At 67.2% G+C, this 24,694-nt stretch carries 23 protein-coding genes and 1 tRNA gene; 5 read left to right on the forward strand and 19 right to left on the reverse strand.

Translation table 11 applies throughout. The annotated features are described in order from the left end of the window. Positions 1-84 precede the first annotated feature (84 nt). The 13 genes from VARPA_RS24810 to sctV all read right to left on the reverse strand — a co-directional run bounded on the left by VARPA_RS24810 (position 85) and on the right by sctV (position 12,218). Positions 85-1,125, reverse strand: coding sequence for an EscU/YscU/HrcU family type III secretion system export apparatus switch protein (locus VARPA_RS24810; protein ID WP_013543338.1), 1,041 nt, complete (start codon positions 1,123-1,125; stop codon positions 85-87). A 6-nt stretch (positions 1,126-1,131) separates the two neighbouring features. Continuing rightward, positions 1,132-1,914, reverse strand: a complete 783-nt coding sequence (sctT, locus tag VARPA_RS24815) for a type III secretion system export apparatus subunit SctT (RefSeq protein WP_013543339.1) — start codon at positions 1,912-1,914, stop codon at positions 1,132-1,134. Between the two features lie 13 nt (positions 1,915-1,927). After that, positions 1,928-2,422: an HPr kinase gene (locus VARPA_RS24820; protein WP_013543340.1), complete on the reverse strand. Its 495-nt coding sequence runs from the start codon at positions 2,420-2,422 to the stop codon at positions 1,928-1,930. Next, positions 2,415-3,788: a FliI/YscN family ATPase gene (locus tag VARPA_RS24825; RefSeq protein WP_013543341.1), complete on the reverse strand. Its 1,374-nt coding sequence runs from the start codon at positions 3,786-3,788 to the stop codon at positions 2,415-2,417. The genes VARPA_RS24820 and VARPA_RS24825 overlap by 8 nt, the downstream gene beginning before the upstream one ends. Continuing rightward, on the reverse strand, positions 3,785-4,423 hold the full coding sequence (gene sctL / locus VARPA_RS24830; protein WP_013543342.1) for a type III secretion system stator protein SctL: 639 nt from the start codon (positions 4,421-4,423) through the stop codon (positions 3,785-3,787). The genes VARPA_RS24825 and sctL overlap by 4 nt, the downstream gene beginning before the upstream one ends. Next, on the reverse strand, positions 4,405-5,103 hold the full coding sequence (locus VARPA_RS24835; protein WP_013543343.1) for a SctK family type III secretion system sorting platform protein: 699 nt from the start codon (positions 5,101-5,103) through the stop codon (positions 4,405-4,407). Before VARPA_RS24835 ends, sctL begins: the two co-directional genes overlap by 19 nt. 19 nt (positions 5,104-5,122) lie before the next feature. Further along, positions 5,123-5,926 (reverse strand): type III secretion system inner membrane ring lipoprotein SctJ, encoded by an 804-nt coding sequence (gene sctJ / locus VARPA_RS24840; protein WP_013543344.1) that lies wholly within the window; start codon positions 5,924-5,926, stop codon positions 5,123-5,125. 7 nt (positions 5,927-5,933) lie between these two features. After that, positions 5,934-6,344: a hypothetical protein gene (locus tag VARPA_RS24845; protein ID WP_013543345.1), complete on the reverse strand. Its 411-nt coding sequence runs from the start codon at positions 6,342-6,344 to the stop codon at positions 5,934-5,936. Positions 6,345-6,402: 58 nt separating this feature from the next. Beyond that, positions 6,403-6,603 carry a hypothetical protein gene (locus VARPA_RS31220; RefSeq protein ID WP_013543346.1) on the reverse strand — a complete coding sequence of 67 codons (201 nt, stop codon included), beginning with the start codon at positions 6,601-6,603 and terminating at the stop codon, positions 6,403-6,405. Positions 6,604-6,739: 136 nt separating this feature from the next. After that, entirely contained in the window at positions 6,740-7,999 is a 1,260-nt protein-coding gene (locus tag VARPA_RS24850) for an FHA domain-containing protein (protein ID WP_144299037.1), read from the reverse strand. A 2-nt stretch (positions 8,000-8,001) separates the two neighbouring features. Continuing rightward, complete coding sequence (gene sctC / locus VARPA_RS24855; protein WP_013543349.1) at positions 8,002-9,843, reverse strand: type III secretion system outer membrane ring subunit SctC; 1,842 nt, start codon at positions 9,841-9,843, stop codon at positions 8,002-8,004. Further along, on the reverse strand, positions 9,840-10,106 hold the full coding sequence (gene sctS, locus VARPA_RS24860) for a type III secretion system export apparatus subunit SctS (protein ID WP_013543350.1): 267 nt from the start codon (positions 10,104-10,106) through the stop codon (positions 9,840-9,842). The genes sctC and sctS overlap by 4 nt, the downstream gene beginning before the upstream one ends. Positions 10,107-10,145: 39 nt before the next feature. Then, on the reverse strand, positions 10,146-12,218 hold the full coding sequence (sctV, locus tag VARPA_RS24865) for a type III secretion system export apparatus subunit SctV (protein ID WP_013543351.1): 2,073 nt from the start codon (positions 12,216-12,218) through the stop codon (positions 10,146-10,148). 279 nt (positions 12,219-12,497) lie between these two features. Between sctV and sctQ the strand changes: the two genes are divergently transcribed. Together sctQ and sctR are read left to right on the forward strand one after the other, a co-directional pair. Next, entirely contained in the window at positions 12,498-13,637 is a 1,140-nt protein-coding gene (gene sctQ, locus VARPA_RS24870; RefSeq protein ID WP_013543352.1) for a type III secretion system cytoplasmic ring protein SctQ, read from the forward strand. A 17-nt stretch (positions 13,638-13,654) separates the two neighbouring features. Then, positions 13,655-14,314, forward strand: coding sequence for a type III secretion system export apparatus subunit SctR (gene sctR / locus VARPA_RS24875; RefSeq protein ID WP_013543353.1), 660 nt, complete (start codon positions 13,655-13,657; stop codon positions 14,312-14,314). Between the two features lie 88 nt (positions 14,315-14,402). Here sctR and VARPA_RS24880 read toward each other — a convergent pair whose 3' ends face one another. The 4 genes from VARPA_RS24880 to hrcA all read right to left on the reverse strand — a co-directional run bounded on the left by VARPA_RS24880 (position 14,403) and on the right by hrcA (position 18,106). Continuing rightward, positions 14,403-15,221, reverse strand: a complete 819-nt coding sequence (locus VARPA_RS24880) for a helix-turn-helix domain-containing protein (RefSeq protein WP_013543354.1) — start codon at positions 15,219-15,221, stop codon at positions 14,403-14,405. A 360-nt stretch (positions 15,222-15,581) separates the two neighbouring features. After that, the gene (locus tag VARPA_RS24885; protein WP_013543355.1) at positions 15,582-16,544 is read right to left on the reverse strand and encodes a helix-turn-helix transcriptional regulator; all 963 of its coding nucleotides are present in this window, start codon (positions 16,542-16,544) and stop codon (positions 15,582-15,584) included. Between the two features lie 446 nt (positions 16,545-16,990). Beyond that, a tRNA-Ile gene (locus VARPA_RS24890) sits at positions 16,991-17,067 on the reverse strand. 31 nt (positions 17,068-17,098) lie between these two features. Further along, the gene (hrcA, locus tag VARPA_RS24895) at positions 17,099-18,106 is read right to left on the reverse strand and encodes a heat-inducible transcriptional repressor HrcA (protein ID WP_013543356.1); all 1,008 of its coding nucleotides are present in this window, start codon (positions 18,104-18,106) and stop codon (positions 17,099-17,101) included. 31 nt (positions 18,107-18,137) lie between these two features. On the opposite strand from hrcA, the gene VARPA_RS24900 reads away from it, so the two are divergent. The 3 genes from VARPA_RS24900 to rapZ are packed head-to-tail and all read left to right on the forward strand — an operon-like array spanning position 18,138 to position 21,608. Continuing rightward, complete coding sequence (locus VARPA_RS24900; protein WP_013543357.1) at positions 18,138-19,049, forward strand: NAD kinase; 912 nt, start codon at positions 18,138-18,140, stop codon at positions 19,047-19,049. Position 19,050: 1 nt separating this feature from the next. Continuing rightward, positions 19,051-20,733 (forward strand): DNA repair protein RecN, encoded by a 1,683-nt coding sequence (gene recN / locus VARPA_RS24905; protein ID WP_013543358.1) that lies wholly within the window; start codon positions 19,051-19,053, stop codon positions 20,731-20,733. Then, entirely contained in the window at positions 20,733-21,608 is an 876-nt protein-coding gene (gene rapZ / locus VARPA_RS24910; protein WP_041943991.1) for an RNase adapter RapZ, read from the forward strand. Before recN ends, rapZ begins: the two co-directional genes overlap by 1 nt. A gap of 3 nt (positions 21,609-21,611) precedes the next feature. On the opposite strand, the gene mutY is transcribed toward rapZ, so the two are convergent. Both mutY and VARPA_RS24920 read right to left on the reverse strand, forming a co-directional pair. Continuing rightward, positions 21,612-22,679 carry an A/G-specific adenine glycosylase gene (gene mutY, locus VARPA_RS24915; protein ID WP_013543360.1) on the reverse strand — a complete coding sequence of 356 codons (1,068 nt, stop codon included), beginning with the start codon at positions 22,677-22,679 and terminating at the stop codon, positions 21,612-21,614. Between the two features lie 13 nt (positions 22,680-22,692). Further along, complete coding sequence (locus VARPA_RS24920; protein ID WP_013543361.1) at positions 22,693-24,660, reverse strand: dynamin family protein; 1,968 nt, start codon at positions 24,658-24,660, stop codon at positions 22,693-22,695. Positions 24,661-24,694 lie beyond the last annotated feature (34 nt).

Consider the following 24,694-nt stretch of genomic DNA (forward strand, 5'->3'; position numbering starts at 1 on the left):
CCTTTCGTGTCTGCGGTGCGCGCGAGGCGGCATGCGCCGTCCGCGTTCGTGGTGTGTTGCCGTGCGGCGCGGCCAGGGGCCGGCTCAAGCGCCCGGCTCCCCGCCCTGCGCCCAGCGCAGGAGCCGGGCCACAGGGGCGTAGAGCGAGCGCGGAATCGCCTGGTCCTGGGGCACGTCCTCGTAGAGCCGCTCGGCGAGCGAGGGCTCGAATTCGGTGGGAATGAGGCCTTCGCTCGCGAAGCGCCGGATCTGGGCGCCGACCTCGCCCTCGCCGCGCGCGATGACACGCGGCAGGTCGCGCTCTCCCAGGTACTGCAGCGCCACCGCCACGCGCGCCGAGCAGATCACCGCCGAGGCGGCGCGCACGCGGTCGGCCAGGCTCGCATACACCGCCTCGAAGTGGGCCGAGCGCCGGCGCGCCTGGGTCAGGGGGTCGCCGTCGGATTCCTTGTGTTCCTGGCGGATGTCCTCGAAGGACATTCGCTGCTGCTTGATGAACTCGTGATGCTCGTGCGCATAGTCGATGGCGGCCATCAGCGCATACACGAGCAGCGCCCAGCCGAAGGCCTGCAGCACCATCCGGGCGCCTGCGGCCAGGATGCCCGCGGGCGTCGCGTAGCCGAGCTTGAGCGCGGTATCCAGGTAGCCGCGCACCACCAGGAACATCAGCGCGCCCAGCAGCACGGTCTTGAGCACCATCTTCAGCAGGTTGATGGCGCTGCGCGTGGAGAAGATGCGCTTGAATCCCTCGGCCGGGTTCATGCGGTTCATGTCGGGCACCAGGCGCCCCCAGGCAGCCATGCCGCCGACCTGGAACAGCGAACCGACGATGCCCGCGAGCGCCGCGATCCCCATGATGGGCACCGTGCCCCACAGCAATGCCTCGCCGGTGTGCAGCACCAGTTCACCGAAGCGGTCGTCCGGCCGGCTCAGCAAGGAGGTGCTGGTGGCATGAAGCCACAGTTCTCGCAGCAGGCTGTAGATGGAATGGCCGCCGAGCCAGACGGCGCAGAGAACCGCGGCAAAGCCGACGGTGGAGGCCACGTCGGCGCTGAACGCCACCTCGCCGCGCCGGCGAGCCTCGCGCAGGCGCTTGCGTGTGGGGGCCTGGTCCTTTTCCGCCATCGACCGCTAGAGCGTTGCCCGCAGGAATTCGAGCACGCCGTTCTCGGGGCGCAGGAACTGCTGCAGCGACTCGTACAGAAAAAACAGGAACAGCAGCATCATCAGGTGAGCCAGGAGGCTCTTGAGCGGCTGCGCGAAAACGAACACGTTGAGCTGCGGCGCAACACGGCCCACCAGGCCGGTGCCGAGTTCGACCAGCAGCAGCACGAAGATGATCGGCGCGGCGAGCTTGACGATCCAGAGGAAAAGCGTGTCGCCCTGGCGCACCGCGAACTGCTCGAGCACCAGCCCGGCATCCGGAAAGAACGAGCCGACCGGCCACAGCCGGTAGGAGTCGATCACCGCGCCCAGCATCGCCAGCAGGCCGCCCGCAGACACGAAGAGCGCGATCACGACCCAGCCGAGGAATTCGCCGGTGGCGCCGTTCTCATGGCCCGCCACGGGATCGAAGAACGAGGCGTTGGCCGAGCCGGTCTGGAAGTCGATCAGATCGCCCACGCTCTGGATCGCCCAGATGAAGATGCCGAAGCCCAGGCCCAGCAGCAGGCCGATGAGCGCTTCCTTGCCCGCGATGAGCATGTAGGTCATGGGGGAGGCGCCCGGGAACTCGCCGGCCAGCGGCGACATGAACGCCGCGAGGATGAGCAGCACGCCGCTGCGCACGATGCCGGTGATCATCGTGCCCGAGAAGAAAGGAACGACCGAGAAGATCGCGAACAGCCGCGGCAGCGTGAGCACCACCGCGGATACGAACTTCTCGAACTCAGCCCAGTCGGCGACATGGCCCATGCCTGGTGTCCTCCTATGCCGCGCGACGGGCCGCCCAGGCCTGCGAGCCCGCCTCGTCGGCACTGTCCTCGAGGCGCATTTCGGCGACACGCAGGCGCTCGCCTGCGGCACGCTCCTTCATCTGCGTGGCCTTCTCCAGCTTCGCGCTCGCGGTTCGCAGCGCCTGGCGGCTGCGCTCGAGCACTTCTTCCTGCTGCGCATGCGCCCTGGCGGCGGCCAGCGCCTTCGCGTGGGCCTGGGCGATCTGCGCATCGAGCGCGCCGCTCCACGCGCTGGCCGTGCGCAGTTGCGAGACGTCGCATTGCCCGGCCGCGAAGGACGCCTGCAGTGCCTGCCAGTGGCTGCTCTTGCCCTGCTGCTCGCGCTCGTGGAGTTCGCGTGCCTGCTCCAGTGCCGCCAGGCTCTCCTGCGCGGCCGCGCGCTCGCGCGTCACCACGCCGGCAGAGCGCGTCTTGTGCTGTTCGCGCACCGCCACCAGGCGCTTCCAGTCGATGCCGGCTTCATCCATTCACTTGCTCCTTCCCACTGAATTCGTGCAGGGCCGCAAGAGTTTGCGCATAGGGCACGCTCTGCCCGGGGGCCTGCGCGAGGAATTCCAGGATCGCCGGCCGCGCCCGCACCGCTGCGTCGGCCTGCGCGTCGCCACCGGGCTTGTATTCGCCGATCTGCACCAGCAATTCCATCTCCTGGTACTTGGACAACAACTCCCGCAGGTGCGCCGCGGCGGCGCGGTGGGCGGGGTCGGTCACCAGCGGCATCACGCGGCTGATGCTGGCGAGCACGTCGATGGCCGGGTACCGGTTGGCTGCGGCAAGCTTGCGCGACAGCACCACGTGGCCGTCGAGGATCGAGCGCACCTCCTCGGCGATGGGATCGTTCTCCTCGTCCCCTTCGGTGAGCACCGAGTAGATCGCCGTGATGGAGCCGCTCTCGCCCTGCCCCGCGCGCTCGAGCAGTTGCGGCAGCATCGAGAAGATCGACGGCGGATAGCTGCGCCGCGTGGGCGGCTCGCCGCTGGCCAGACCGATCTCGCGCTGCGCGCGGGCGAAGCGCGAGAGCGAATCCATCAGCAGAAGCACCTTCTTTCCCTGGTCGCGGAAATACTCGGCGATGGTCGTGGCCACATGCGCCGACTTGATGCGCTCCATGGGCGGCCGCTCGGAGGTCGAGACCACGATCACCGATTTCGCCATGCCCTCGGGCCCGAGGCTGTGCTCGATGAATTCCTTCACCTCGCGGCCGCGCTCGCCGATGAGGGCGATCACGTTGACGTCGGCGGACGAGCCGCGCGCAAGCATGCCCAGCAAGGTGCTCTTGCCCACGCCTGGCGGCGAGAACACGCCGATGCGCTGCCCCTCGCCCAACGTGAGCAGCGCGTCGATGGCGCGAATGCCCGTGGGGAGCGGCGCATCGATCATCCGGCGCGCGAGCGGGTTGACCGGCTCGCGGTGCACCGGCTGGCGCGCCGCGGCGGCGAGTCCGCCGCGCCCATCGATGGGCTGCCCCATGGCATCGAGCACCCGCCCGAGCAGTTGCGATCCCACCGGGCAGCTGTGGCCGCCGCCGGTGGGCACGACTTCCGTCAGCGCCGATATCCCGGTAATCGGCCCGAGAGGCGTGAGCACCGCCGTATTGCCGCGGAATCCCACCACTTCGGCAAGCAGCGGCGGCTCGCCCGGCGTGACCAGCTCGACCAGTTCGCCGACATGCGCCTGGATCCCGGTGGCGTCGATGAGCGTGCCGACGGCCTTGCTCACCCGCCCGCGCATGCCCACCGGCGTGACGTGGGCGAATGCGCGTTCCAGGTCCGCGGCGATGCCGAGCGCAGCGTCGGACACTGCGGCGCTGCGCGCGCCGAAGGGGCGCGCCGTCATCGCGCGCCTCCGAACGGCGGAGCGACGCCGCCGGTCTCCACGGCGCGCCGAAACGCTTCGAGCTGGGCGTCCACGCCGATCTCGAGCACGCCGGTGGAGGTCTGCACCGTGCAGGCGCCGGCGGCGAGGTCGGCATCGGGAATGATGCTGACGTTGGTGGTCCACTTGGAATCGGTGCGCAGGCGATGCAGCGTCTCGCGCATCTTGGCTTCCTGCGCCGGCGCAACGCGCACGGTGATGAACGACTCGGCCCGCAGCAGCGTCTCCACACGCATCAGCGCCGAGCGGAACAGCGTGGCCGGATCGGACTCCACCAGGAACTGGCCGACGGCCTTGACGACGATTTGCGCCATGGAGGTGCGCAGTGCGTGCAATTGCCGCTCCACCGCCATCGCGTCGGAGAGCATTTGCTTCGTGTACTCCGCCTTGGCCTGCCTGAGCCCTTCGTCGTAGCCTTCGCGCCGGCTGGCCTCGGCGGTGAGTTCGGCCTGCTCGACCATGCGGCCGGCCTCGGCCCGCGCGGTCTCCACCACTTCGGAGGCCTCCAGCAAGGCGGCGTATTCATTCTCCTTGAGCACCTTGCGTTCGCTCAGGAGCTGCAGGTTGTCGGTGGTGATCAGAAAAGCCAGTCCCATTGCGGCAGTCTTTCGGGAACGATGCACGACAGCATCAGTTCGTTGAGTTGGCGCGCCTGGCGCGGCTCGAGCGCCGGCACCCCCAGGAGCGAGATGCGGTGAGGCAGCTTGTGGCGCAGACGTTCGAGCACGAGCTCGCCCTCTGCGGCGGCGGCGCCCAGCAGCAGCCGGTAGCCCCGATCGACGACCACGCGGCCGGTGGCGATGGGGCGTTGCTGCAGGTTGCTCGTGTCCATGCGCAGTTCGCTCGGCTGCGGCACGCGGTCGAGCACGAAGTCCACGGCATCCGCGTCGAAGCGGCGCGCTTGCCGGCGGATCTGGTAGCCGGCGCCGCCGCGCACCTTGAAGAGAGGCAGGTGCGCGCAGAAGCCGACGTAGGCGGCAAGCCGGCGCAGGGAATCGCCGTCCAGGAGCGCCAGGCGCTTGAGGCGCGAATCGAAGTCGTAGTCGGGCACCGCGCCGAGCACCTGCTCGCGGCGCAGCAGCCCGCACAGGACGGCGCGACCCGCCGGGCCGAGCCGGCGCGGCGAACGAACCCGCGCGGGCCACTGCGCAGGCAACCAGCTCGGATGCAGGTCGATCTCGGGATGGGCGTTGAAGCGCACGACCAGCCGCACCAGGTCCATCGGCCCGTGCGCCGTGTTCGACGTGTTCGCCGGGCCGGCGGTGGTCTCGGGCATCGAGCGTCCCATCCGTGCCCTAGCGCCGCAGCACCTGACGGCGCATCCAGCTCCATCCGTCCAGGCCGCGCTTGCGCAGCAGCCCCGGAAGCACCGCAACGCACAGCGCCGCGAGCAGCAGCAGGCCCAGCAACACCATGGCGGCCTGGGTCGAGAAGAGCCCCAGCACCAGCGGAGAGCCGGCCCGCGCCGCCGACGGCGCGGCGGCGCGGCGCGCTTCGAAAAGCGAAAGCGACACCTGCTCGTGCGACAGGCCCTCTATGCTGTGGGCCACCATATCCTTCAACGCGGACGACAGCAGGCGGATGTCCACGTCGGGCCGGTGCTTGATGAACACCGCCGCCGACGAAGGTCGCAGCTTGTCGCTCAGCGGATCGTTGGCCGGAATGACGACGTGCACGCGCGCGGCGACCACGCCGTCCACCGTGCGCAGCGTCTGCGCGAGTTCCTGGGACACCGCGTAGATGTAGCGCATGCGTTCTTCCGAGGGCGTGGAGACCAGGCCCTGCTTCTGGAACACGTCGCCCATGCTCGCGTAGCGTTCGGCTGGCAAGCCCTGCGCGCGCAGGATCTCGAGCGCGGTGCCCATGCGGCTTTCCTCGACATCGACCTGCCAGTTCGTGCCCTCCAGGCGGGTCTTGGAGGCGTCGATGCCTTCGGCCGCGAGAGCCACCACGATCTCGTTCGCCTCGACCTCGTTGAGATTGGAAAAGATCGCGACCTTGCAGCCGCCGAGCGCGAGCACCAGGAGGAGCGCTGCCACCCAGCGAAAGACGGCGGTCGCGGGCAGCGTCATGCGGCGTCGGGCGGCGGTGCGGTTCACTGCGGCCTCACTGCTGGTTCTTCAGCAAGGTGCCGAAGACATTGGTGGCGGCGCTCGCCATGCTGGAGGAGAAATGTATCTTCGTGAAGAACATCTGCATCTCCATCTGATGGTCGGTCATGGCAAACATGGTGCCGATCGGATCGTTGAAATCGACCGACGCCAACAGGCTCTTTTGCATGTCCTCGAAGGAACGGTTGTTGCCCGACATCTGCGCAGCCATGGCCTTTGCCGCATCGCCGAGCGCGCTGGGCGACGACACGGCGGCCGCGCCCTGGGGGCCCGCCTGCATCATGTTGGCGAAGGTGCGCGTCTCCGCCGGGTCGAAGCGGGCGGGGTTCGCAGCCTGCTGAGCGGCAGGCCCTGTCATCTCTGGGGGCGCCGCGCCTGCGGCGGCCGCCACGGTGGGATCGGTCATGGTTCACCTCCTCTCTAAAAAAACCGCGTGGCGCCGGGGCCGGCGCCACGCGTATCGATCAGGCCGGCTTGGTCGAGGCGCGCTCCATGTGGCTCGCGACCGCCTTGCCGACGTCGCCCGTTGCCGTCGTGCCGGCGTTCATCGTGTGGGCGGTGGTGGCGGCGATCTGGGTCATCGAGTTGATCTCGATGCCGACGCCCATCACGCGGACCTGCTCTGCGGCCGCGGCGCGCATCTGGACTGTGGGATCTTCTGGCATGCGTTACTCCTGGTGAGGTGGTTGAGGTTTCAGGCAAATGCGGCGCCGCCTCGGCGGGCGGCGCCATTCCACGCGGCCGGCACGAGGCCGCCGCATGAAACCGGGGGCGTGACGAAGCGGGCGATGCGCGCGTGCTTCATCTGGGCGTCTTCTTGCTGGGCACGCCGCCGCTCAGGACCAGCCCGTCGGCGTCGATGCGCTTGAGTTCGGCGCCCGACTGCAGCACCGAACCTTCGTAATAGCGGGAGCCGTTGGACAGCTGGATATGGCGCAGGCCGTCGGCGTCTTCGGTGATGCTCACCATGCGCGACGGCAGCACGCTCTGCCAGCCCTCCCAGCGCGCGCGCAGGTCGTCATCCTTGTTTTCCGGCTTGGGCTTCTCGCGGTAGCTCACCTTGTCATAGACGAGCACCGACGGATGCAGGTCTTCGCTCAGGCGGCGAATCTTCTGGCGCACGGCGGAGTCTTCCACGGTGCCGCTCAGCACCAGGCGGCCCTGCCCCGTGTAGGTCACGGCGACGCCCGGGTCGCCCACGTAGCGCCGCGCCTGCTCGACCATGTCCTCGGCCGTGTGCGCATGCACGCTGACGTTGCGCCCGAACGGCGCCATGGCCTGCTCGAGCTTCTGGCGACGCTCCCGCGACTCGACGTAGCCCTTCACGCTGAACTGTCCGCCGCCGGTCGCAAGGACCTCCACCTCGGGAAAGGGCGCAAGCGCCTTCTCGACCGCCGAGAGGTTCACGCTGCGGGAGCCGTCGCCGATCGACCAGCGACCGGCACCGGCCAGCACCACCGCGATGCCGAGCACCGCCGCAAGTACCAGCACGCCCGCCACCCAGAAGCCCAGGCGACCGGCCGGCGCGGACTCGCCAAGGGCGCCGGAGTCGCTCTGCTGCGTACCCCGTTGCGGCGGCGCGAACATGCGGTCCTCGCGCGGGTCGGGCGCATAGCTGCGGTCGAGCTGGAAATCGATCTGCCCGATGCTCACGATGTCCCCCGCCACGACGCTTCTGCGCGGCGCCAGCATGGGGGCGCCGTTCAGCCGCGAAGAGGCGGTGCCCAGGCGCTGCAGGGTCACGACGAGTTCACCGACGGAGAACACCAGGTGCCGGGGCAGCACATCGCCGCCGGGCAGCATCACCTCGCATTCGGGTGCGGAGCCCAGCACGTTCATCCCTGGGCGCAGCGCGATGGTGCGGCCCTTGACGGCGCCGCTCAGAAAGCGAAGGCACCAGCCCGTCGCGAGCGCGTTCGCGGCAGCCGCCTCGACGTCCCCGCCACCCTTGGTTTGCTCGCCGGGCTTGCCGTCCAGCAACGCAGCAGGCGCATCCGACACGTCGTCCGCGATCGCGCCCGCCGGCTCCAGGCGATCGCCGGGAAGCGTTTCCTTGGCCATGCTCATCCCCCTGCCCCCGCCGTCGCGCCGGCCGCGCCCGTTCCCATCAGCGGGAGGGTCGGCAGCGCGGTGCTCGATCCCGGCGACACAAGGCGCGGCGTGAGCAGGTAGAAGCGCTCCATGTTGACCTGCTTCTTGTCGCTGTACTTGAAGAGGTTGCCCACCCCCGGCAGGTCCTTGAGCAGCGGCACGCCCGTCACGGCGTTGGCGCGCTCCTCCGAGGAATACCCCGCGATCAGCAGGCTGGCGCCCTCGTCGACAAGCGCCTGCGTGTTGACCGAGCGACGCCGCACGATGGGAATGCGGTCCACCGCCTGCGTGCTGACGTCGCCATCGACGATGTCGATGGACATCATCACGCCGCGGCCGGTCTTCTCGTCGATGATGAGCGGCGTGACGCGCACTGCCGTGCCGGCCGTGACGCTGAAGAGGCCCGCGTCCTGGAAACCGTCGACGCGCACGTAGAACTCGCTCATGTTCTCCAGCACCGCCTCGGTGTTGTCCAGCGTCATCACCTTGGGCCGGGCGACGAAGTTGGCCTCGCCGTTGCTGGCGAGCGCGGTCACGCGGGCCAGCAGGTAGTTGCGCGCGCTGTTGCCGATGGCGGCGGTGAACATCGCGCCAAGCGGCGTGACCGGGTTGCCGTTGCTGTTGACGCCGCCGATCTGGCCCGCCTCGTTGCCGCTGCCGTCCCAGGTGAGCGGCCCCCGGTCGCCACGGCCGGTCTGGAAGTCGTAGTGGCGCCCGTGCAGCCGCCAGTCCACGCCCAGGCTGCTGAGCGTGTCGCTGCTGATGTCCATGATCGTGACCTCGATCTCGATCAGCCGCGGGCGCACGTCCATCGATGCGATCAGACGTTCGTATTGCGCCATGCGCGCCGGTGTGTCGCGCACCAGCACGGCGTTCATCCGCGTGTCGGCCTGGAACTGCGGCAGCTCCCCGCCGATGCCCGAGACGCCGCCCAGGGTCGCGCCCCCGTCGCCCATGCTGCCGACGCCGGAGAGCTCCATCTTCGGCGCATTGATCGACTCGCCCGAGCGAAGCTTGATCTGGCGATTCGGGCCGATCGACAGGCTCGAGCCGTTCACGCGTCCACCGCCCGAGACGGCGCTGCCGGTGGCGCCGTTGTGGCGTCCGTAGAGGCTGCGCAGCACGTTCGCGACGCCCGGGATCACGGTTTCCTTGCCGGCGCGGTTGATGCGGAAATCCGATGCCCATGCGTACTTGAGCGGAAAGACGCGAATCTCCGCGCCGTCCACCATGGCGGTCTTCTGGTCGGCCAGGCGCACCGCCTGGCGCACCATCTCGACATAGCGGCGCGGGCCCGTCACGTACACGCTCGCGTCGTTCTCGCTGATGCTCAGCGGATAGCGCTCGTCGGAGATGCGAAGGCGCACCAGCGTCTCGGCGATGCGCCCGGCGTTGTCGGCGGCGATCGGCAGCACCTCGCTCTTGGCATCGGCCGCGAGGTCGATGAACAGGAAGGCGCCGTCGAAGTACCAGGTGAGGCCGTTCACCGCGCAGACGCTGTTGAGGATGTTGCGCGCAGGCTCGGAGAACTTGCCGCTGATGACCCCCGCGACCTTGGGATCGATTACCGCGGTGATGCCCTGCGACGACGCCAGCTCACGCAGGAAGTCGGGCAGCGGCTTCTCGTTGGCGACGATCTGGAAGGGGCGGTTGTTCCAGCGCAGGTCGGCCGCGGCCGCACGCTGCGCGCCAAGAAGCATCCACAGGCCGGCGAGCATCAGCAGCAGGATGCTCCCGCCCGCGCGAACCCAGGCGCGCCGGCTGGCAGGAAAGAGGTGCGGTCCGCGCGCCATCGGCATTGCGACGCGGGTCATGAGAGGCTCGTGAGCACCTGGAAGGCGCGCTCCGCAAAGCGGATCATGTCGCGGCCGAGCCAGCCCGCAGTCACGATGATGGCCACCATCACGGCGATCATCCGGATCGATTGCCCGATGTTCTGGTCCTGCACCTGCGTGACGGCCTGCAGGACCGCGACCACGAGCGAGGTCAACGTGGCCACCGCCACCACCGGCAGCGAGATCCAGAGCACGAGCAGCAAGCCCTCGCGTGTGATGTCGAGAATGTTCTGAGGTGTCATGGCGCGCGATGGCTTTTGCGAGGGGCGGCGTTGCATTCATCAATGGGCTTGCGGATTGGTGACCCAGCCCACCGGCTGCAGGGCCACGTCGTCGTCGATTTCCTGGTAAGAAAGCACCGTGAGCTGCGGAGCGACCGGCTCCAGCAGCGTCTTCACGTAGCGCCGCACGTCGGCCGAGGCGATGGCGACCACGCGGTTGGCCGTGGAGCCGAGGATGCGGCGCACCTGCTCGCGAATGTCCTGCGCGACCGCGGGGCTCAGGAGCAACAGGTTGCCGTGGGGCGTGCGGTCCACCGCCTTGAAGAGGCGCTCCAGCAGGCTCGACTCGAACAGGATCGCCTCGAGCTGGCGGTTGGGTCCGACATAGCGGCTGGTGATGTAGCGCCCCAGGTGGGCGCGCACCTGCTCGGTGAGCGCGATGCCGTCCTGCTCCTTCGGCGCCCAGATGGTGAGCGCCTCGAAGATGGCGTGCAGATTGCGGATCGGAATGCCCTCCTGCAGCAGGCGCCGGAGCACCTCGGCGATGCGCTGCGTGGAGGCGGTGCGCGCCACCTCCGCGGCGAGTTCGGGCGCCTCGCGCTGCACCGCGTGCAGCAAGCGCTGCACCTCCTGCAAGCCGATGAGTTCCTTCACGCTGCAGCGCACCGCGTGATCGAGGTGAAGCGCAACGATCTCCTCGCCGCGCCAGGCGGCCAAGCCCGGCTCCGGGTTGCGCACCCACACGACACGGGCGAACGGCCCGAAGGCCTCGCCGACCTCCGCTCCCGCCGGCATGTGCATGCCTGCCGCGGGGTCCAGCAGCAGCCAGCCGGGCCTGAGCGTGCCGCGCGCCACCGCCACGTCGTGCACCAGCACCTGGTAGTCGTGCTCGGGCAGCGCATCGGAATGGCTCAGTTGCAGGCGCGGAAAGATCGGGCCGAGATCGCTCTCGACCGACCGCTTGACCTCGGCGAGGCGGTCGTTGAGGAGGTGGCGGTCGAAGTCCCTGCGCAACCCCTGCGAAAAACGCAGAGAAAGCGGCGCCGCGATGGCGTTGTCGCCCTCCTGCGCTTCGGCGAACAGGCTGTCGTCGCTGGAGATCCAATCGGGCGTTCCGCCGTGGCTGCGCAGCCGCCGCACGGCGAAGCCGCCGCCAAGCAGCACGGCGCCGAGCAGGCCGAACACCCACTTCGGAAAACCCGGCACCAGCGCGAAGCTTGCGATCGCGATGCCTGCGATCATGAGCGCGCGCGGGTGCGCCGTGAGTTGTTCGCCGATCTGGCGCGCGAGCTGGGAGTCGCGCTTGTCGCTCGTGCTCACGCGCGTGATCACGATGCCCGCGGCGATGGAGACCAGCAGCGACGGGATCTGCGACACCATGCCGTCGCCGACCGTGAGGATGGCGTAGCGCTGCAGCGCGGCGCCCAGGCTCATGTCGCGCATCAGGGTGCCGATGGTCAGCCCCGCCAGGATGTTGATGAGCGCGATCACGATGCTTGCGATCGCGTCGCCCTTCACGAACTTCATCGCGCCGTCCATCGCGCCATGCAGCTGCGACTCCTGCTCCAGGAGCTGGCGTCGCTTTTGCGCCTGCGCCGAGGACAAGGCGCCCGCACGCACGTCTGCATCGATGCTCATCTGCTTGCCGGGCATCGCGTCAAGCGCGAACCGCGCGGCAACTTCGGCGACCCGCTCCGACCCCTTGGCGATGACGATGAACTGGACGATGGCGATGATGAGGAACACCACGCCTCCGACCACCACGTTGTTGCCCACGATGAGCTTGCCGAAGGTGTCGATGATGTTGCCCGCATGCGCGTGCAGCAGGATCAGCTTGGTCGATGCGATGTTCAGCGCCAGGCGAAAGAGCGTGGTGAAAAGCAGCAGCGACGGAAAGGTCGACAGCGACAGCGCCGAAGGCACGTACATCGCCACGATCAGGAGCACCAGGCTGATTGCAAGGTTGGCCGCGATCAGCAGGTCGAGCAGCGCCGTGGGCAGCGGCAGCACGAACAGCGCCACCACCACCACGAGCAGTCCGGCGAGCAGCAAGTCGTTGTAGCGGCCCGCGTTGCTGGCGAGCTCGCGCCATCGGCTGCCGCCTTGTCGATCGGGTCGCGGATTCCTTGCCATGCCGTGTGCTTCGTACTTTCAGAAGTTCGTTGTGTGCCGGTGAAAACGCTGCGAACTTCGCACTTAAGCGGCGATGCGAAACACAGCGTTGGGCGACGGACTCTAAGTGGCGATCTCAGGCTGGGGCAACCACGAGTTTTCGTAGGAAAGGTGTGCCTTGGGTGTTTTCCTCACTACGTGTTTGCGTACTTTTCCGAGCAGGTTTCGCTCGCTAAGCTGGCCGCCCGATAAGACGTAGATGCACGGCTTCGATCCGGTTGCAGCGAAAGGTATTCATCTGTGAACGCAAGCGTGCATGCGTCCTCGAACGTCGAGGCCATCACCGACCTCGGAGACGCGCCCGCGTTGCCCCGGTCGGATGCCGGCTCGGTCCGCGCCATCAACAGGCTCTACGCGAGCCTGCACGCGCGTGAGTTCGCGATCGCGGGTGCCACCTACAGGCTGCACTGGCTGCACCAGCCCGTCCTCTCGCACGCCATGCGTGACAGCTATCGCTTCCGGCTGGGCACGCAGATCGGTCACCTCGGACTCGAGCGGCAGGCGGTGCAGTTGCTGCTGGCCGAGCACCGCATCGAAAGCCTGCCTGCGGGGCTGCGCTACATCCTTCTTGCGGATGCGCTGCATCCGTTGATCGACCGCCTGGAGAAGACGCTTCGACTGCACTTCGAGTGGCAACCGATGGACGCGGAGGCTGCCGCGCTGCGCCATGCGAACAAGTTCGTCTGCGATGCCGAGCGCGCGGCGTTTTTCTCGGCGGTACCCGCGGCCGGCGGAACTTCCCTGGATGGCTTCGTGCAATTCGAGGACGCCGAAGGATTCGAACTGCTCGCCGCTCAGAGTGCCGGACCGAGCGACGCGCCGAAGGCCGCAACCCTCGATGCGGCGACGGCCGCCGCGCGCTTCGACGCGCTGCGCGTTCCGCTCGACTTCCGCATCGGCAGCACGCCGATCCAGCTGCGCGAACTGCGCACCATCCGTCCTGGCGACATCGTCGGCATCGAGCAGTGGACACCGCTGGATGCCGCGATCGTGGTGAGCGCGCAGATCGGCCGCCGCGCCGGCTTTCGTCTCTTCGCCTTCGCGGAAGGCTCCCGAATCACCATTCAGCAATCCCTGCACAGCGCCATGAAACAAGACCCCGCCGCGCCCATTGCCGCCGCCGAATCCGGCGCCAGCCTTCCGATCGACCGGCTTGACGCCCTGGAGGTGATGCTGCGCTTCGAAGTGGGAGACATCGAACTCTCGCTCGGCGAGCTAAAGGCCCTGCGCCCGGGCCATGTCTTTGACCTGGGGCAGCCGCTCAACCGCAGCCCGATCCGCATCCTTGCGCACGGCAATGTGCTTGGAAAGGGCTACCTGGTGGCCGTGGGCGATCGACTCGGGGTGCGCGTGTCGGAGTTCGCGCCCGGCGAGGTCTGAGCCCCAAGGGCACGCATATGCAAGGAGCCATTCCCGAACCGATCACCATCGTCGCGCTGATCCTGGCCCTCGGGGTCACATCGTTCGCGGCACTGATGGTGACAAGCTACACCAAGCTCATCATCGTCTTCGGCCTGCTGCGCACGGCGCTCGGGCTGCAGCAGACGCCACCGAACATGGTGCTCAACGGCATCGCGATCATCCTGTCGGTCTACATCATGGCGCCCGTGGGCATGGAGGTGGGCGACGCTCTGCGCAACCGCACGCTCGGCCAGAAGGGCGAGGGGTTGAACGACATCGTGGCGGTGATCGACGCGGCCAAGGTGCCGTTGAAGGAGTTCCTGCAGAAGCACACGCGCGAGCGCGAGCGCCAGTTCTTCCTGAAGTCCGCATCGAGCATGTGGCCGCAGGCCCGCGCCGCCCAATTGCAGCCCGACGACTTCATGGTGCTGGTGCCGAGCTTCACGCTCAGCGAGCTCACGCGCGCGTTCCAGATCGGCTTCGTCATCTACCTGGTGTTCGTCGTCGTGGACCTGATCGTGGCGACCGTGCTGCTCGCGCTGGGCATGTCGATGATCGCGCCCACGACCATCTCGCTGCCCTTCAAGCTGCTGCTGTTCGTGATGCTGGACGGATGGACCCGGCTGGTTCACGGGCTGGTGCTGTCGTACCGGTGACGAGCTTGTCGGCGAGCCGGGTGCACGCGGCTTCGGCACTGAACCTGTGGACGTGCGCGTCCATTCCCGAAAAGCCTGGGATCGAAAGTCAGTCGAGGCTCTGAACGACGGCACGGCCCCGGTTCATCACGTGGCGCGTGCGGTCGTCGGAGGGGAACCAGAGTTCGATGCGCAGCGACGATGAATTGATGTCATGAGGCATGCCGAACGCGCTTTGGAAGGTCGAGAAGTTCAGCTCTCCGTGAGGCGTATCGAAGCACATCTCGGCGCTCGGCGCCGCGATACCCAAGACCCCCGACGGAACGGGCAGCTTGCCGTAGCGCCTCTGCAACGACTCAGCCAGCCGCTCGACGCGTGGGCACAGGGCGGGCCGTATCCAGCTCTCGGTCTGCAACTGCAGCAACAGCGCCGCGCCGACCTGCGTTGCGTTGCGGGCCCGGGACAGCAGGCCGTCCTCGTGGGAGAGGCAGTGGATCATGTCCATGCCCTCGAAGACGTTGTCGATGACTTCGCAGTACGCGGGCATCACCATCGAACAGAGCCACTTGCCGCTGCGGTTCACAGCCAGCGCACGCCAGTCGGGATCGAACACGATGCCCGGCAGGGGGTTATGCAGTTGAATCATCCGCTGCAGGGCGGGCTCGGTCGCGTCGGGTCCGGCGGTCCATGCGGACGCGGTCTCCGCGGCAACGGTGGTGAAACCGGCCATCGTCAGCGCGGCGTTGCGAATCGATGCAGGTGCATCGACTGCCTCCATCCAGGCCAACAGCATTTCCCGGCTCGCCGCTGCACGGCCCGTTTCCACGAAGCTCACATGGCGCTGCGAGACTTCAAGGCGCAGCGCAAGTTCGAGTTGAGACATTTTCGAACTCGTCCGGGTATGGCGCAGCAGCAGCGGCAGAGTCATGGCTTCGGGTCCGTAAAGAGCGAACCGGAGATTGAACACGAACCGCGCACGACCTGCTTGCCTTGCGAGAAACGATGGGCAGTAATCCGGGTAACAGATGGCTTCCACAGCGTAGCGCACCCGTTGCGGCAGACTGCGCTACGAAAATTCGTAGTTGCCGCCGCGCCACCATGCATGAAATGCGATGTACTGAAAAAAGTGCGGCAGGGGTTTGCATCAAAGCGCGAGAGAGAGGCCGGCGCAGCGCCCGCTGGCCCGGCACCTTGGTCCGTTCACGCGTCAGCGCCGCATGCCGGCCATTTGCCTCGAAGCATCATCCATGGCGCCATCCAGTGCACGCACTCGCCAGTTCTTATGAACCTAGGCGCATCCAGCATCGGCCGCCTGCCATCCCGCATCCTGAACCGCATTGGCCAGTTGCAGACGATTGCGGACGGCAAAGCGTCGGCGGAGTTGCCGCATGTGATAGTCGACGGCATGCGCCGAAACACTCAAACGCTGCGCAATTTCCTTGTCGCTCAAGCCGTGCAGCAAATGGGCCAGGATGCGTTGCTGCATAGGCGACAAGTGCGCGCCCTCTGGGGGGCGGGCGGCATGCTGAAGACTTGAGAGGCTTGCTTGCGCATCGACTTCACTGGGAGTGAGTTCATGACGAGCGAGGAACTCATGGACACTGAATCCGAGCATCAGTGCCTGGCCCGCGATTTCACTCGATATCCAGTCGCGCCCGCTGCGCTGCGACTGCACGCCGATCACCGCATGCTCATTGGAATTCTTGAGCGATGCAACGCGGAACAGCATGCCGCTGTGCATTCCGCATGCGCGCATGTCGTCCAGAAAAACCTGCTGCTGCGCACACGCAGTGCCGGCCGCGGCGATTGCCTCGATTTGTTCAAGGTCCCAGGTGAGCGGCAAGCTCGACAGGGGCGTCTCTTGATGCCTGGGATCCACCTGCATATGGTTGCTTGCGAAATACCGCTGCACCCATTCGGCATTCGCGTAGGCCGTGAAGAAGCTTTGCGTGCGCACACGACCCCCCACGAGCGAGACAGTGCCGTAGCTCAGCCAGTCGAAGCCCATCGAGCCAAGCATGCCGCGGACCATTCGCTGCCGCGCTTCGGGTGCGCGCGCGCGCAGGAGTTCGCCGACGAGGCCGCTCGCCTCGGCACCGAACGGCTGCGGGTCGAGCGGACGAAGCGCGGACTCGTCATAGAGCCGTGGCGGCGCACCGACTGCTTCGGGCTCGCACATAGCGTGCCGTTCTTGAGCGATCGCCTGGGACAGCGACGCGCGCACGGCGTAGTGAAGAAGAGCTGACAGCATGACAATGAAACCCGAAGCACGCTCTGCGTGAAGTGAATTCGCCTCATGTGGAAAACATGTGGCCGAAGCTCGACGGTTTGTGCCGATGATTTTGCAGAGCCGTGACTGCAATCGGTCCATCTTGCCGACGGCTGCCGGCCCCGTCGATTACCTGACTGGTAAAGCCCAGGCTTCCGCTTTCAGCCTCTTTGCGAACTTGCGTGCTACGCGGCCGTGGGCCTGCGCAATTTGATCCGGACAGTCGACGGCGACGCCTAGTCCATCGCTCACGCGGATCGTGCTGCCCGCCATCGCTGGGCAAGCTGGCTGTCGCGGATCGGAGAAGCGAAGCTCATCCGTTCGATGTTGCGCTCTTGAACCGGCACCGGCCCTGGCACCGGCGTGTTGTGCACCAGTGATGCGCTATGACTAACATAGCAAATCACTCAATGCTGGCGTGGAATTATTGGTAGGCCGTGATGGGCTTGAACCATCGACCAACGGATTATGAGTCCGCTGCTCTAACCAACTGAGCTAACGGCCCACTGGGCCACGATTCTATTCGCCGCCGCGGCCTACTTGCGGTGGCTCAGCGCATTGCTCACCAGCCGCGACGTGATGTCGACGATCTGGATCATCCGCTCGTAGGGCATGCGCGTCGGTCCGATCACGCCCAGCGTGCCCACCACCTGCCCGTCGACCTCATAGTTGGCGCTGACGATGGAGAGCTCCTCGAACGGCACTACCTGGCTTTCACCACCGATGAAGATGCGCACGCCCTCGGCCTTGCTCGACACATCGAGCAGGCGCATCAACTGCGCCTTCTGCTCGAAGAGTTCGAAGGCCCGGCGCAGTTGGCCCATGTCGCTGGAGAAGTCGGTCACCGCCAGCAGGTTGCGCTCACCGGAGATCACGACGTCGTCTTCCTGCGCCTCGGTCAGCACTTCGGAACTCACCTGGACCGCTGCCTGCATCAGCGCTGCAATTTCGCCGCGCAGCTTCTCGACCTCGGACTGCAGGCGATCGCGCACCTGTTCGATCGTGAGACCCGCGTAGTGCGCGTTGATGTAGTTGGAGGCCTCGACCAACTGCGACTGCGAATAGTCGGCCTCTGGAAAGATCACCCGGTTCTGCACATCGCCATCGGGCGAGACGATGATCACGAGCAGCCGGTTCTCGGACAACCGCAGGAATTCGATCTGCTTGAACACCGAGGCGCGGCGGGGCGCCATCACGACGCCGACGAACTGCGACAGGTTCGACAGGATGTTCGCCGCGTTGGCGATCACCTTCTGCGGCTGGTCGGGCGCGAGGCTCGGCGTGCTCATCTGCTCGCGCTGCGCGGTCAGCATGGTGTCCACGAACAGGCGGTAGCCGCGATGGGTCGGGATACGGCCGGCCGAGGTGTGCGGGCTGGCAATGAGCCCCAGCGCCTCGAGGTCGGACATGACGTTGCGGATGGTTGCGGGCGACAGATCCAGCCCCGAAGAACGCGACAACGTGCGTGACCCGACGGGTTGCCCGTCGGCGATGTAGCGCTCGACGAGCGTCTTGAGCAGCAACTTGGCACGGTCGTCCAGCATTGCAAGATTTTAGTGTTGTAATTTGTGAGATATGACCTCTCGCTTCCGTCACGTCGCCCTGATCGGCAAATACCAGGCTTCCGGCGCCAGAGCGCAGGCGGATGCGCGCGACGGCGTCATGGAGACCATCGGCACCTTCCTGGAATCGCAGGGTTGCAAGGTCTTCGTCGAACGTTCGACCTGCGATGAGGTGGACGCCGACGCCCCCGCCCATCCACGCTACGAAGCCCTGTCGGTCGAAGAAATCGGCCAGCGCTGCGACCTCGGCCTCGTGGTCGGCGGCGACGGCACCATGCTGGGCATCGGAAGGCAGCTCGCCAGCTACGGCATCCCGCTGATCGGCATCAACCGTGGGCGGCTCGGCTTCATCACCGACATTCCGCTCGACAACTTCCAGGCCACCCTCATTCCGATGCTGGCCGGCGAATACGAGGAAGACCACCGCAGCCTGATGCACGCGCAGGTCATGCGCGACGGCGTCTCGGTGTTCGACGCGCTCGCCATGAACGACGTGGTGGTCAATCGCGGCGCGACCTCGGGCATGGTCGAACTGCGCGTGTCGGTGGGCAGCCATTTCGTGGCCAACCAGCGCGCCGACGGCCTGATCATCGCGACGCCCACCGGATCGACCGCCTATGCGCTGTCGGCCGGCGGGCCCCTGCTTCATCCGGCGGTGCCCGGATGGGTGCTGGTGCCGATCGCGCCGCACACGCTCTCGAACCGCCCGGTGCTGTTGCCCGACGCCGACGAGATCGTGATCGAGCTGGTCGGCGGGCGCGACGCCAGTGCCAATTTCGACATGCAGTCATTGGCCTCGCTCGCGATCGGCGACCGCGTGGTGGTGCGCCGCTCCGACTTTCGGGTGCGCTTCCTGCACCCGCGGGGCTGGAGCTATTTCGACACGTTGCGCAAAAAACTTCATTGGAACGAAGGGGGCTCCTGACATGGCGCTGCGACGCATCGCACTGCGCGACTTCGTGATCGTGCGATCACTCGAACTCGACCTGTCCGGCGGCTTCACGGTGTTGACCGGTGAAACCGGCGCGGGCAAATCCATATTGATAGACGCGCTGCAACTGGCGCTGGGCAACCGGGCCGATGCCGGCGCTGTTCGCGAAGGCGCCGAGCGCCTCGACGTGAGCGCCGAATTCGACGCCGACCCGACACTGGACAGTTGGCTCGACGAAGGCGGCTTCGAAGCCGGCGACGCGCTGCTGCTGCGCCGCACCGTCGACCTGCAGGGACGCAGCCGCGGCTGGATCAACGGCAGTCCGGCCACCGCCACGCAACTGCGCGAACTGGGCGACCGCTTGCTCGACATCCACGGCCAGCACGCCTGGCAGAGCCTCACGCGCCCCGAGGCCGTGCGCGGCCTGCTCGATGCCTACGCGGGCGTCCGTACCGATGCGCTCGACGCCGCGTGGCAAGGCTGGCGCCAGGCCCTCTCCGCCCTCGAACACGCGCGCTCGGCGCAAGACTCGTTGCAGCGCGAACGCGAGCGGCTGCAGTGGCAGATCTCCGAAGTCGCCAAGCTCGCGCCCGGCACCGATGAGTGGGAAGAGCTGTCGACCAACCATTCGCGCATCTCCAATGCCCAGGCGCTGATCGACGCGGCGCAGGGCGCGAGCCAGGCGCTCGAAGACGACGACAACGGCGCCCTCGCCGCGCTCTCGCGCGCGGCCACGCTGCTGCAGAACTGCGAGCACATCGAGCCCGAATTTCGCGCGCTGGGCGAGGTGCTGGCCTCCTGCGTGGCGCAGGCTTCGGACGCCGCCCACACGCTGCACGGCTATCTGCGCGACGCCGAGGCCGATCCGCAAAGCCTGGCCGAACTCGACGAACGCATGGGCCTCTGGATGTCGCTCGCGCGCCGCTACAAGCGCACGCCCGGCGACCTGCCTGCACTGCTGGCCGGCTGGCAAGCCGAGCTGCAGGCGCTCGATGCGCAAAGCGATCTCGACGGCCTGGAACGCACCGAGCAGAACGCGCAGCAGGCCTACCTGAAAGAAGCCAAGGCACTCGGCAAAGCCCGCAAACAGGCCGCACCGCGCCTGGCCCAGGCGGTCACGCAAGCCATGCAGGGCCTCGGCATGCAAGGCGGGCGTTTCGAGGTCGAGCTGCAGCCGCTGGCGCAACCCAGCCGCGCGGGCCTCGAAGACATCGCCTTCCTCGTGGCCGGCCACACCGGCAGCACCCCGCGCGCGATCGGCAAGGTGGCCTCGGGCGGCGAGCTCTCGCGCATCGCGCTGGCCATCGCCGTGACGACCAGCCAGCTCGGCGCCGCACAGACACTGATCTTCGACGAGGTCGATGCCGGCGTTGGCGGTGCAGTTGCCGAAACCGTCGGCCGCCTCATGAAGCAACTCGGCCGCGACCGCCAGGTGCTGGCCGTGACCCACCTGCCGCAGGTGGCCGCCTGCGCCGACCATCACCTCGTCGTGGCCAAGCGCCAGACGGCGGGCGCCGGCAAGGACGGCCCGCGCACCGAGAGCGGCGTGTCGCGGCTCGACGACGACACCCGCGCCAACGAAATCGCCCGCATGCTGGGCGGTGAAAAGGTCTCGCAGACCTCGCTCGCTCATGCCCGCGAGATGCTTGGCCACAAGACCTCGGCAGCCACGCCATGATGAACCTCGACCTGGTGCTCATCACCGGCATGTCGGGCTCGGGCAAGTCCGTGGCGCTGCATGCGCTGGAAGACGCCGGTTACTACTGCGTCGACAACCTGCCGCCCGAACTCCTCACCTCGTTCATCGCGCTGCAGCATGAGCAACAGGCCACGCGCGTGGCCATCGCGATGGACGTGCGCAGCGGCGTGTCGCTGCCGATCGTTCCGCAGCAACTCGAAGCGCTGCGCCGCGACGGCGTGTCGCTGCGCTCGCTGTTCCTCGACGCCACCACTGACGCGCTGCTGCGCCGCTATTCGGAAACCCGTCGGCGCCACCCGCTCTCGCGCCAGGAAAGCCGCACCGACGTGCCCGAGCAGCATCGCGTGCTCGTGCAGGCCATCGAACTCGAACGCGAGCTGCTGGCCGACCTGCGCGACGGTGCCGACGTGATCGACACCAGCCTCATTCGCCCCGCGCAACTGCAGAGCTACATCAAGGCGCTGATCTCCGCGCCGCAGAACGCGCTCACGCTGGTGTTCGAGTCGTTCGCCTTCAAGCGCGGCGTGCCGCTCGATGCGGATTACGTGTTCGACGTGCGCATGCTGCCCAACCCGCACTACGTGCCGGCGCTGCGCCAGCTCACGGGCCGCGACACGCCTGTGATCGAGTGGTTGCGCGAGCATGACGACGTGGCGCGCATGTACGACGACATCGAGCAATTTCTTTCGCACTGGATCGATGCGCTGGCGCGCGACCATCGCAGCTACGTCACGGTGGCCATCGGCTGCACGGGCGGGCAGCACCGCTCGGTGTTTCTTGTCGAGCAGTTGGCACACACCTTCGGCACCCGCTGGGGTGCGCTCAAGCGGCACCGCGAACTCGACGCGAACTAAGCCCTAGACCGCGCTGACGCTCTCCAGCAGCTTGCGCACCGGCGCGGGCAGTCCCAGCCGGACCCATTCGTCCGCTTCGACCCAACGCGCAATATCGCTCTGCGGTTGCACGCCTTCCAGCAGTACCGGGTGCAGGTGCAGGTCCTTGTGGGTCAGCACGTGGACGAACGGCGGAAGGTCTTGCGCGCCGCGCTGTGCGGCCGATGGCAGCACAGCGAGCAGGTCGTCGCGGCTGTCGAACACAGGCAGGCAATGCAGTCCCGCCCAGATGCCTTTCGCCGGCCGCTTTTCCAGCCAGACGCGCCCCTCTGCATCGCGCGCCAGCAACACCCAGAGCGACTGCGCGCTGCGCTTGAGCTTGCGGGTCTTGACGGGATAGCGCTCCGGCGCGCCTTCACGCAGGCCCACGCAAATCTTGTTGACCGGGCAGATCATGCAACTGGGCTTGCGCGGCAGGCAGACGGTGGCGCCGAGGTCCATCACCCCCTGGGTATAGCTCGCGATCGCCTCGCGCTCTTCGGCGGGCGGAAGGAGCTGCGTTGCCACGTCCCACAGCGCACGCTCCTGCGCGGACGAAGACATGTCGCCGCCGAAACCGAGCACCCGCGTCAGCACGCGCTTCACGTTGCCATCGAGGATCGCCACGCGCTCGCCGAAGCAGAACGCCGCGATCGCCGCCGAGGTGGAGCGACCGATGCCGGGCAAGGTCACGAGCTCCGCTGCGGTATGGGGGAACTCACCGCCGAATCGCTCGACGACTTCCTGCGCGCAGCGGTGCATGTTGCGCGCGCGGCTGTAGTAACCGAGGCCGCTCCAGCGCCCGAACACCTCGTCTTCGGTGCCCGCAGCCAGGGCCTTCACATCGGGAAAGCGTTCGAGAAAACGCGCGAAGTAGCCCAGCACCGTCGTGACCTGCGTCTGCTGCAGCATCACCTCCGACAGCCAGACCCGATAGGGATCGCGCGTGTTTTGCCACGGCAACTCGCTGCGTCCGTGGCTGCGCTGCCAGCTGACGACCTGTGCGGCGAAATCCGGCGGCACTTGCGAACCGGGCGAACCGGCTGCCGCCACGGAGGCGGAACGCTCAGGCCGCACGCAACTCGCTGAAGGGCGTTGCTGCAGCAGCCTGCGGCTTGCCTTGCTGCGTGATCAGCGACGTGAATTCACGCAGACGGGCGTGCAGTTCGGCCAAATTGGTTTCCTGCGCAGCCAGTTCGAGCAGCCGCTCGTCGAGGTTGCCGGCGGCATTCTGGATGCGCTCGATCGCCTCGATGCGCTTGCTGAAATTGCGGCGGCGCTCCTTGAGCTGTGCATCGATCTGCGCGCTCGCGCCCTTGCTCCAGCGCTCCACCTCGGTCATCGCGGCCTCGTTGACCAGTCGCAGGCGGCTTGCCAACGCACGGACCAACTTGTCGCAGAAATCGGCCTGCGCGAGCTTCAGCAGGTTGCCCACGCCCAGGTAATGGATGTGGCTGCGTTCGATCTGACTGAGCTCCTGCTCGAAGCCGGTGAGATCGGGTTCGGCCGGCGCCTGCAGGGTGAAGCCCTGTTCGGCATTGAGCTGGCGGAAGGTAGCGTGCAGCATCGACTGGATCTCGGCTGTCGTCGCCTGCACTTCGCGCAGGTTGTTGCGCAGCGAATCGAAGGTCTCGCCGTACACCTTGCGTACGTTGAGCTTGATGCCGGGGCGCTTGAGCGCGGCCGACAGCCGCACCATGTCGGCCTTGAGCGCGGTACGGCCGAGCACGGCATACACCTCGCGCAGCAGCTTGCCCTGCACCGAGCGCAAAGCCAGGATGCGGGTATTGCTGCCCTCGAATTCGGCGTGTTCCTGGTCGATGCGCGAGCGCATGTGACGGATCACCGAGACGTTCTTGCCGCGAAGGCCCTGCAACTCGAGCGCCTGCTCCGACAGGTCGCGCTGGCGCACCTTCAGGATGCGTTCGGCCTCGGTGCGCAGCGCGGTCATGCCGGCATCGACCGCCAGGCGCAGCATGGTCTCGCGCTTGCCGAGCACGCCTTCGCCCAGCAGGGCTTCGAGCGCCGGCAGGCGACTGGCTTCGAGCAGGCGGGGGTCGCGCTGGATCTTGGCCTGCAGGCCCTTTTGCGCGGACACCGGCAGCACCTGCGCGAGCGGCACTTCGAGCAGCCGGGCCGCGCTGTCGCGCTGGCGCTCGATCTGCAATTCGATCTGCGCGTGGGTGCTCAGCGAGTCCCACATCGTGTCGATCTTGTTGAGCACCACGAAGCGCGTGTCGCCGCCTTCGTCCTCGGTGATGAGGTGCTCGCGCCAGATCGACAGGTCGGAGCGCGTCACGCCGGTTTCGGCGCCCAGGATGAAGACCACAGCGTGCGCCTGCGGGATCAGGCTCACCGTCAGTTCAGGCTCGGCGCCGATCGCGTTCAGGCCGGGGGTGTCGAGAATGACCAGCCCCTGCTCCAGCAAGGGGTGCGGCATGTTCAGCACGGCGTGGCGCCAGCGCGGGATTTCGACCCGGCCTTCGGCGTCCTGCACGGGGTTGTCGTCGGGCGTCTCGGGGTTCCAGAAGCCCAGTGCGCGGGCCTCGTCCTTGCTCACCCAGCGGACTTCGGCCACCTTGCCCATGGCCTGCGCCAGTTGCTCGGCATTGCCTACTTCGATCGGGATCTCGGTCCAACGGGTCGACTTTTCGCGCCAGTGGGTCAGCGAATGCGGCTCCAGGCGGGTTTCGATCGGCAGCAGCCGCAGCTTGGGCGCGATCGCCGGGTCGTAGCCCAGCTCGGTCGGACACATCGTGGTCCGCCCCGCGCTCGCGGGCATGATGCGGCGCCCGTAGTCGGCAAAGAAGATCGCATTGATCAGCTCCGACTTGCCACGTGAGAACTCGGCCACGAACGCGACCATCACCTTGCTGGTGCGGATCTGCTGTTCGAGGCCCCGCAGGCGCTCGGCCACGGCCTGGTCGAGCAGCTCGTTCTCGGTCAGCCAGCGGGACAGCCACTGCAGCCGATGGGCGAAATTGCTCCGCCACGCACCGTGCTGATCGAGTTGTTGGTTGAAAGAGCGGCTCAAGGGAAATATGTAAGAAAGAGCTTACAAATATAGC

The sequence above is a fragment of the Variovorax paradoxus EPS genome (assembly GCF_000184745.1).
Lineage (GTDB): Bacteria > Pseudomonadota > Gammaproteobacteria > Burkholderiales > Burkholderiaceae_C > Variovorax > Variovorax paradoxus_C.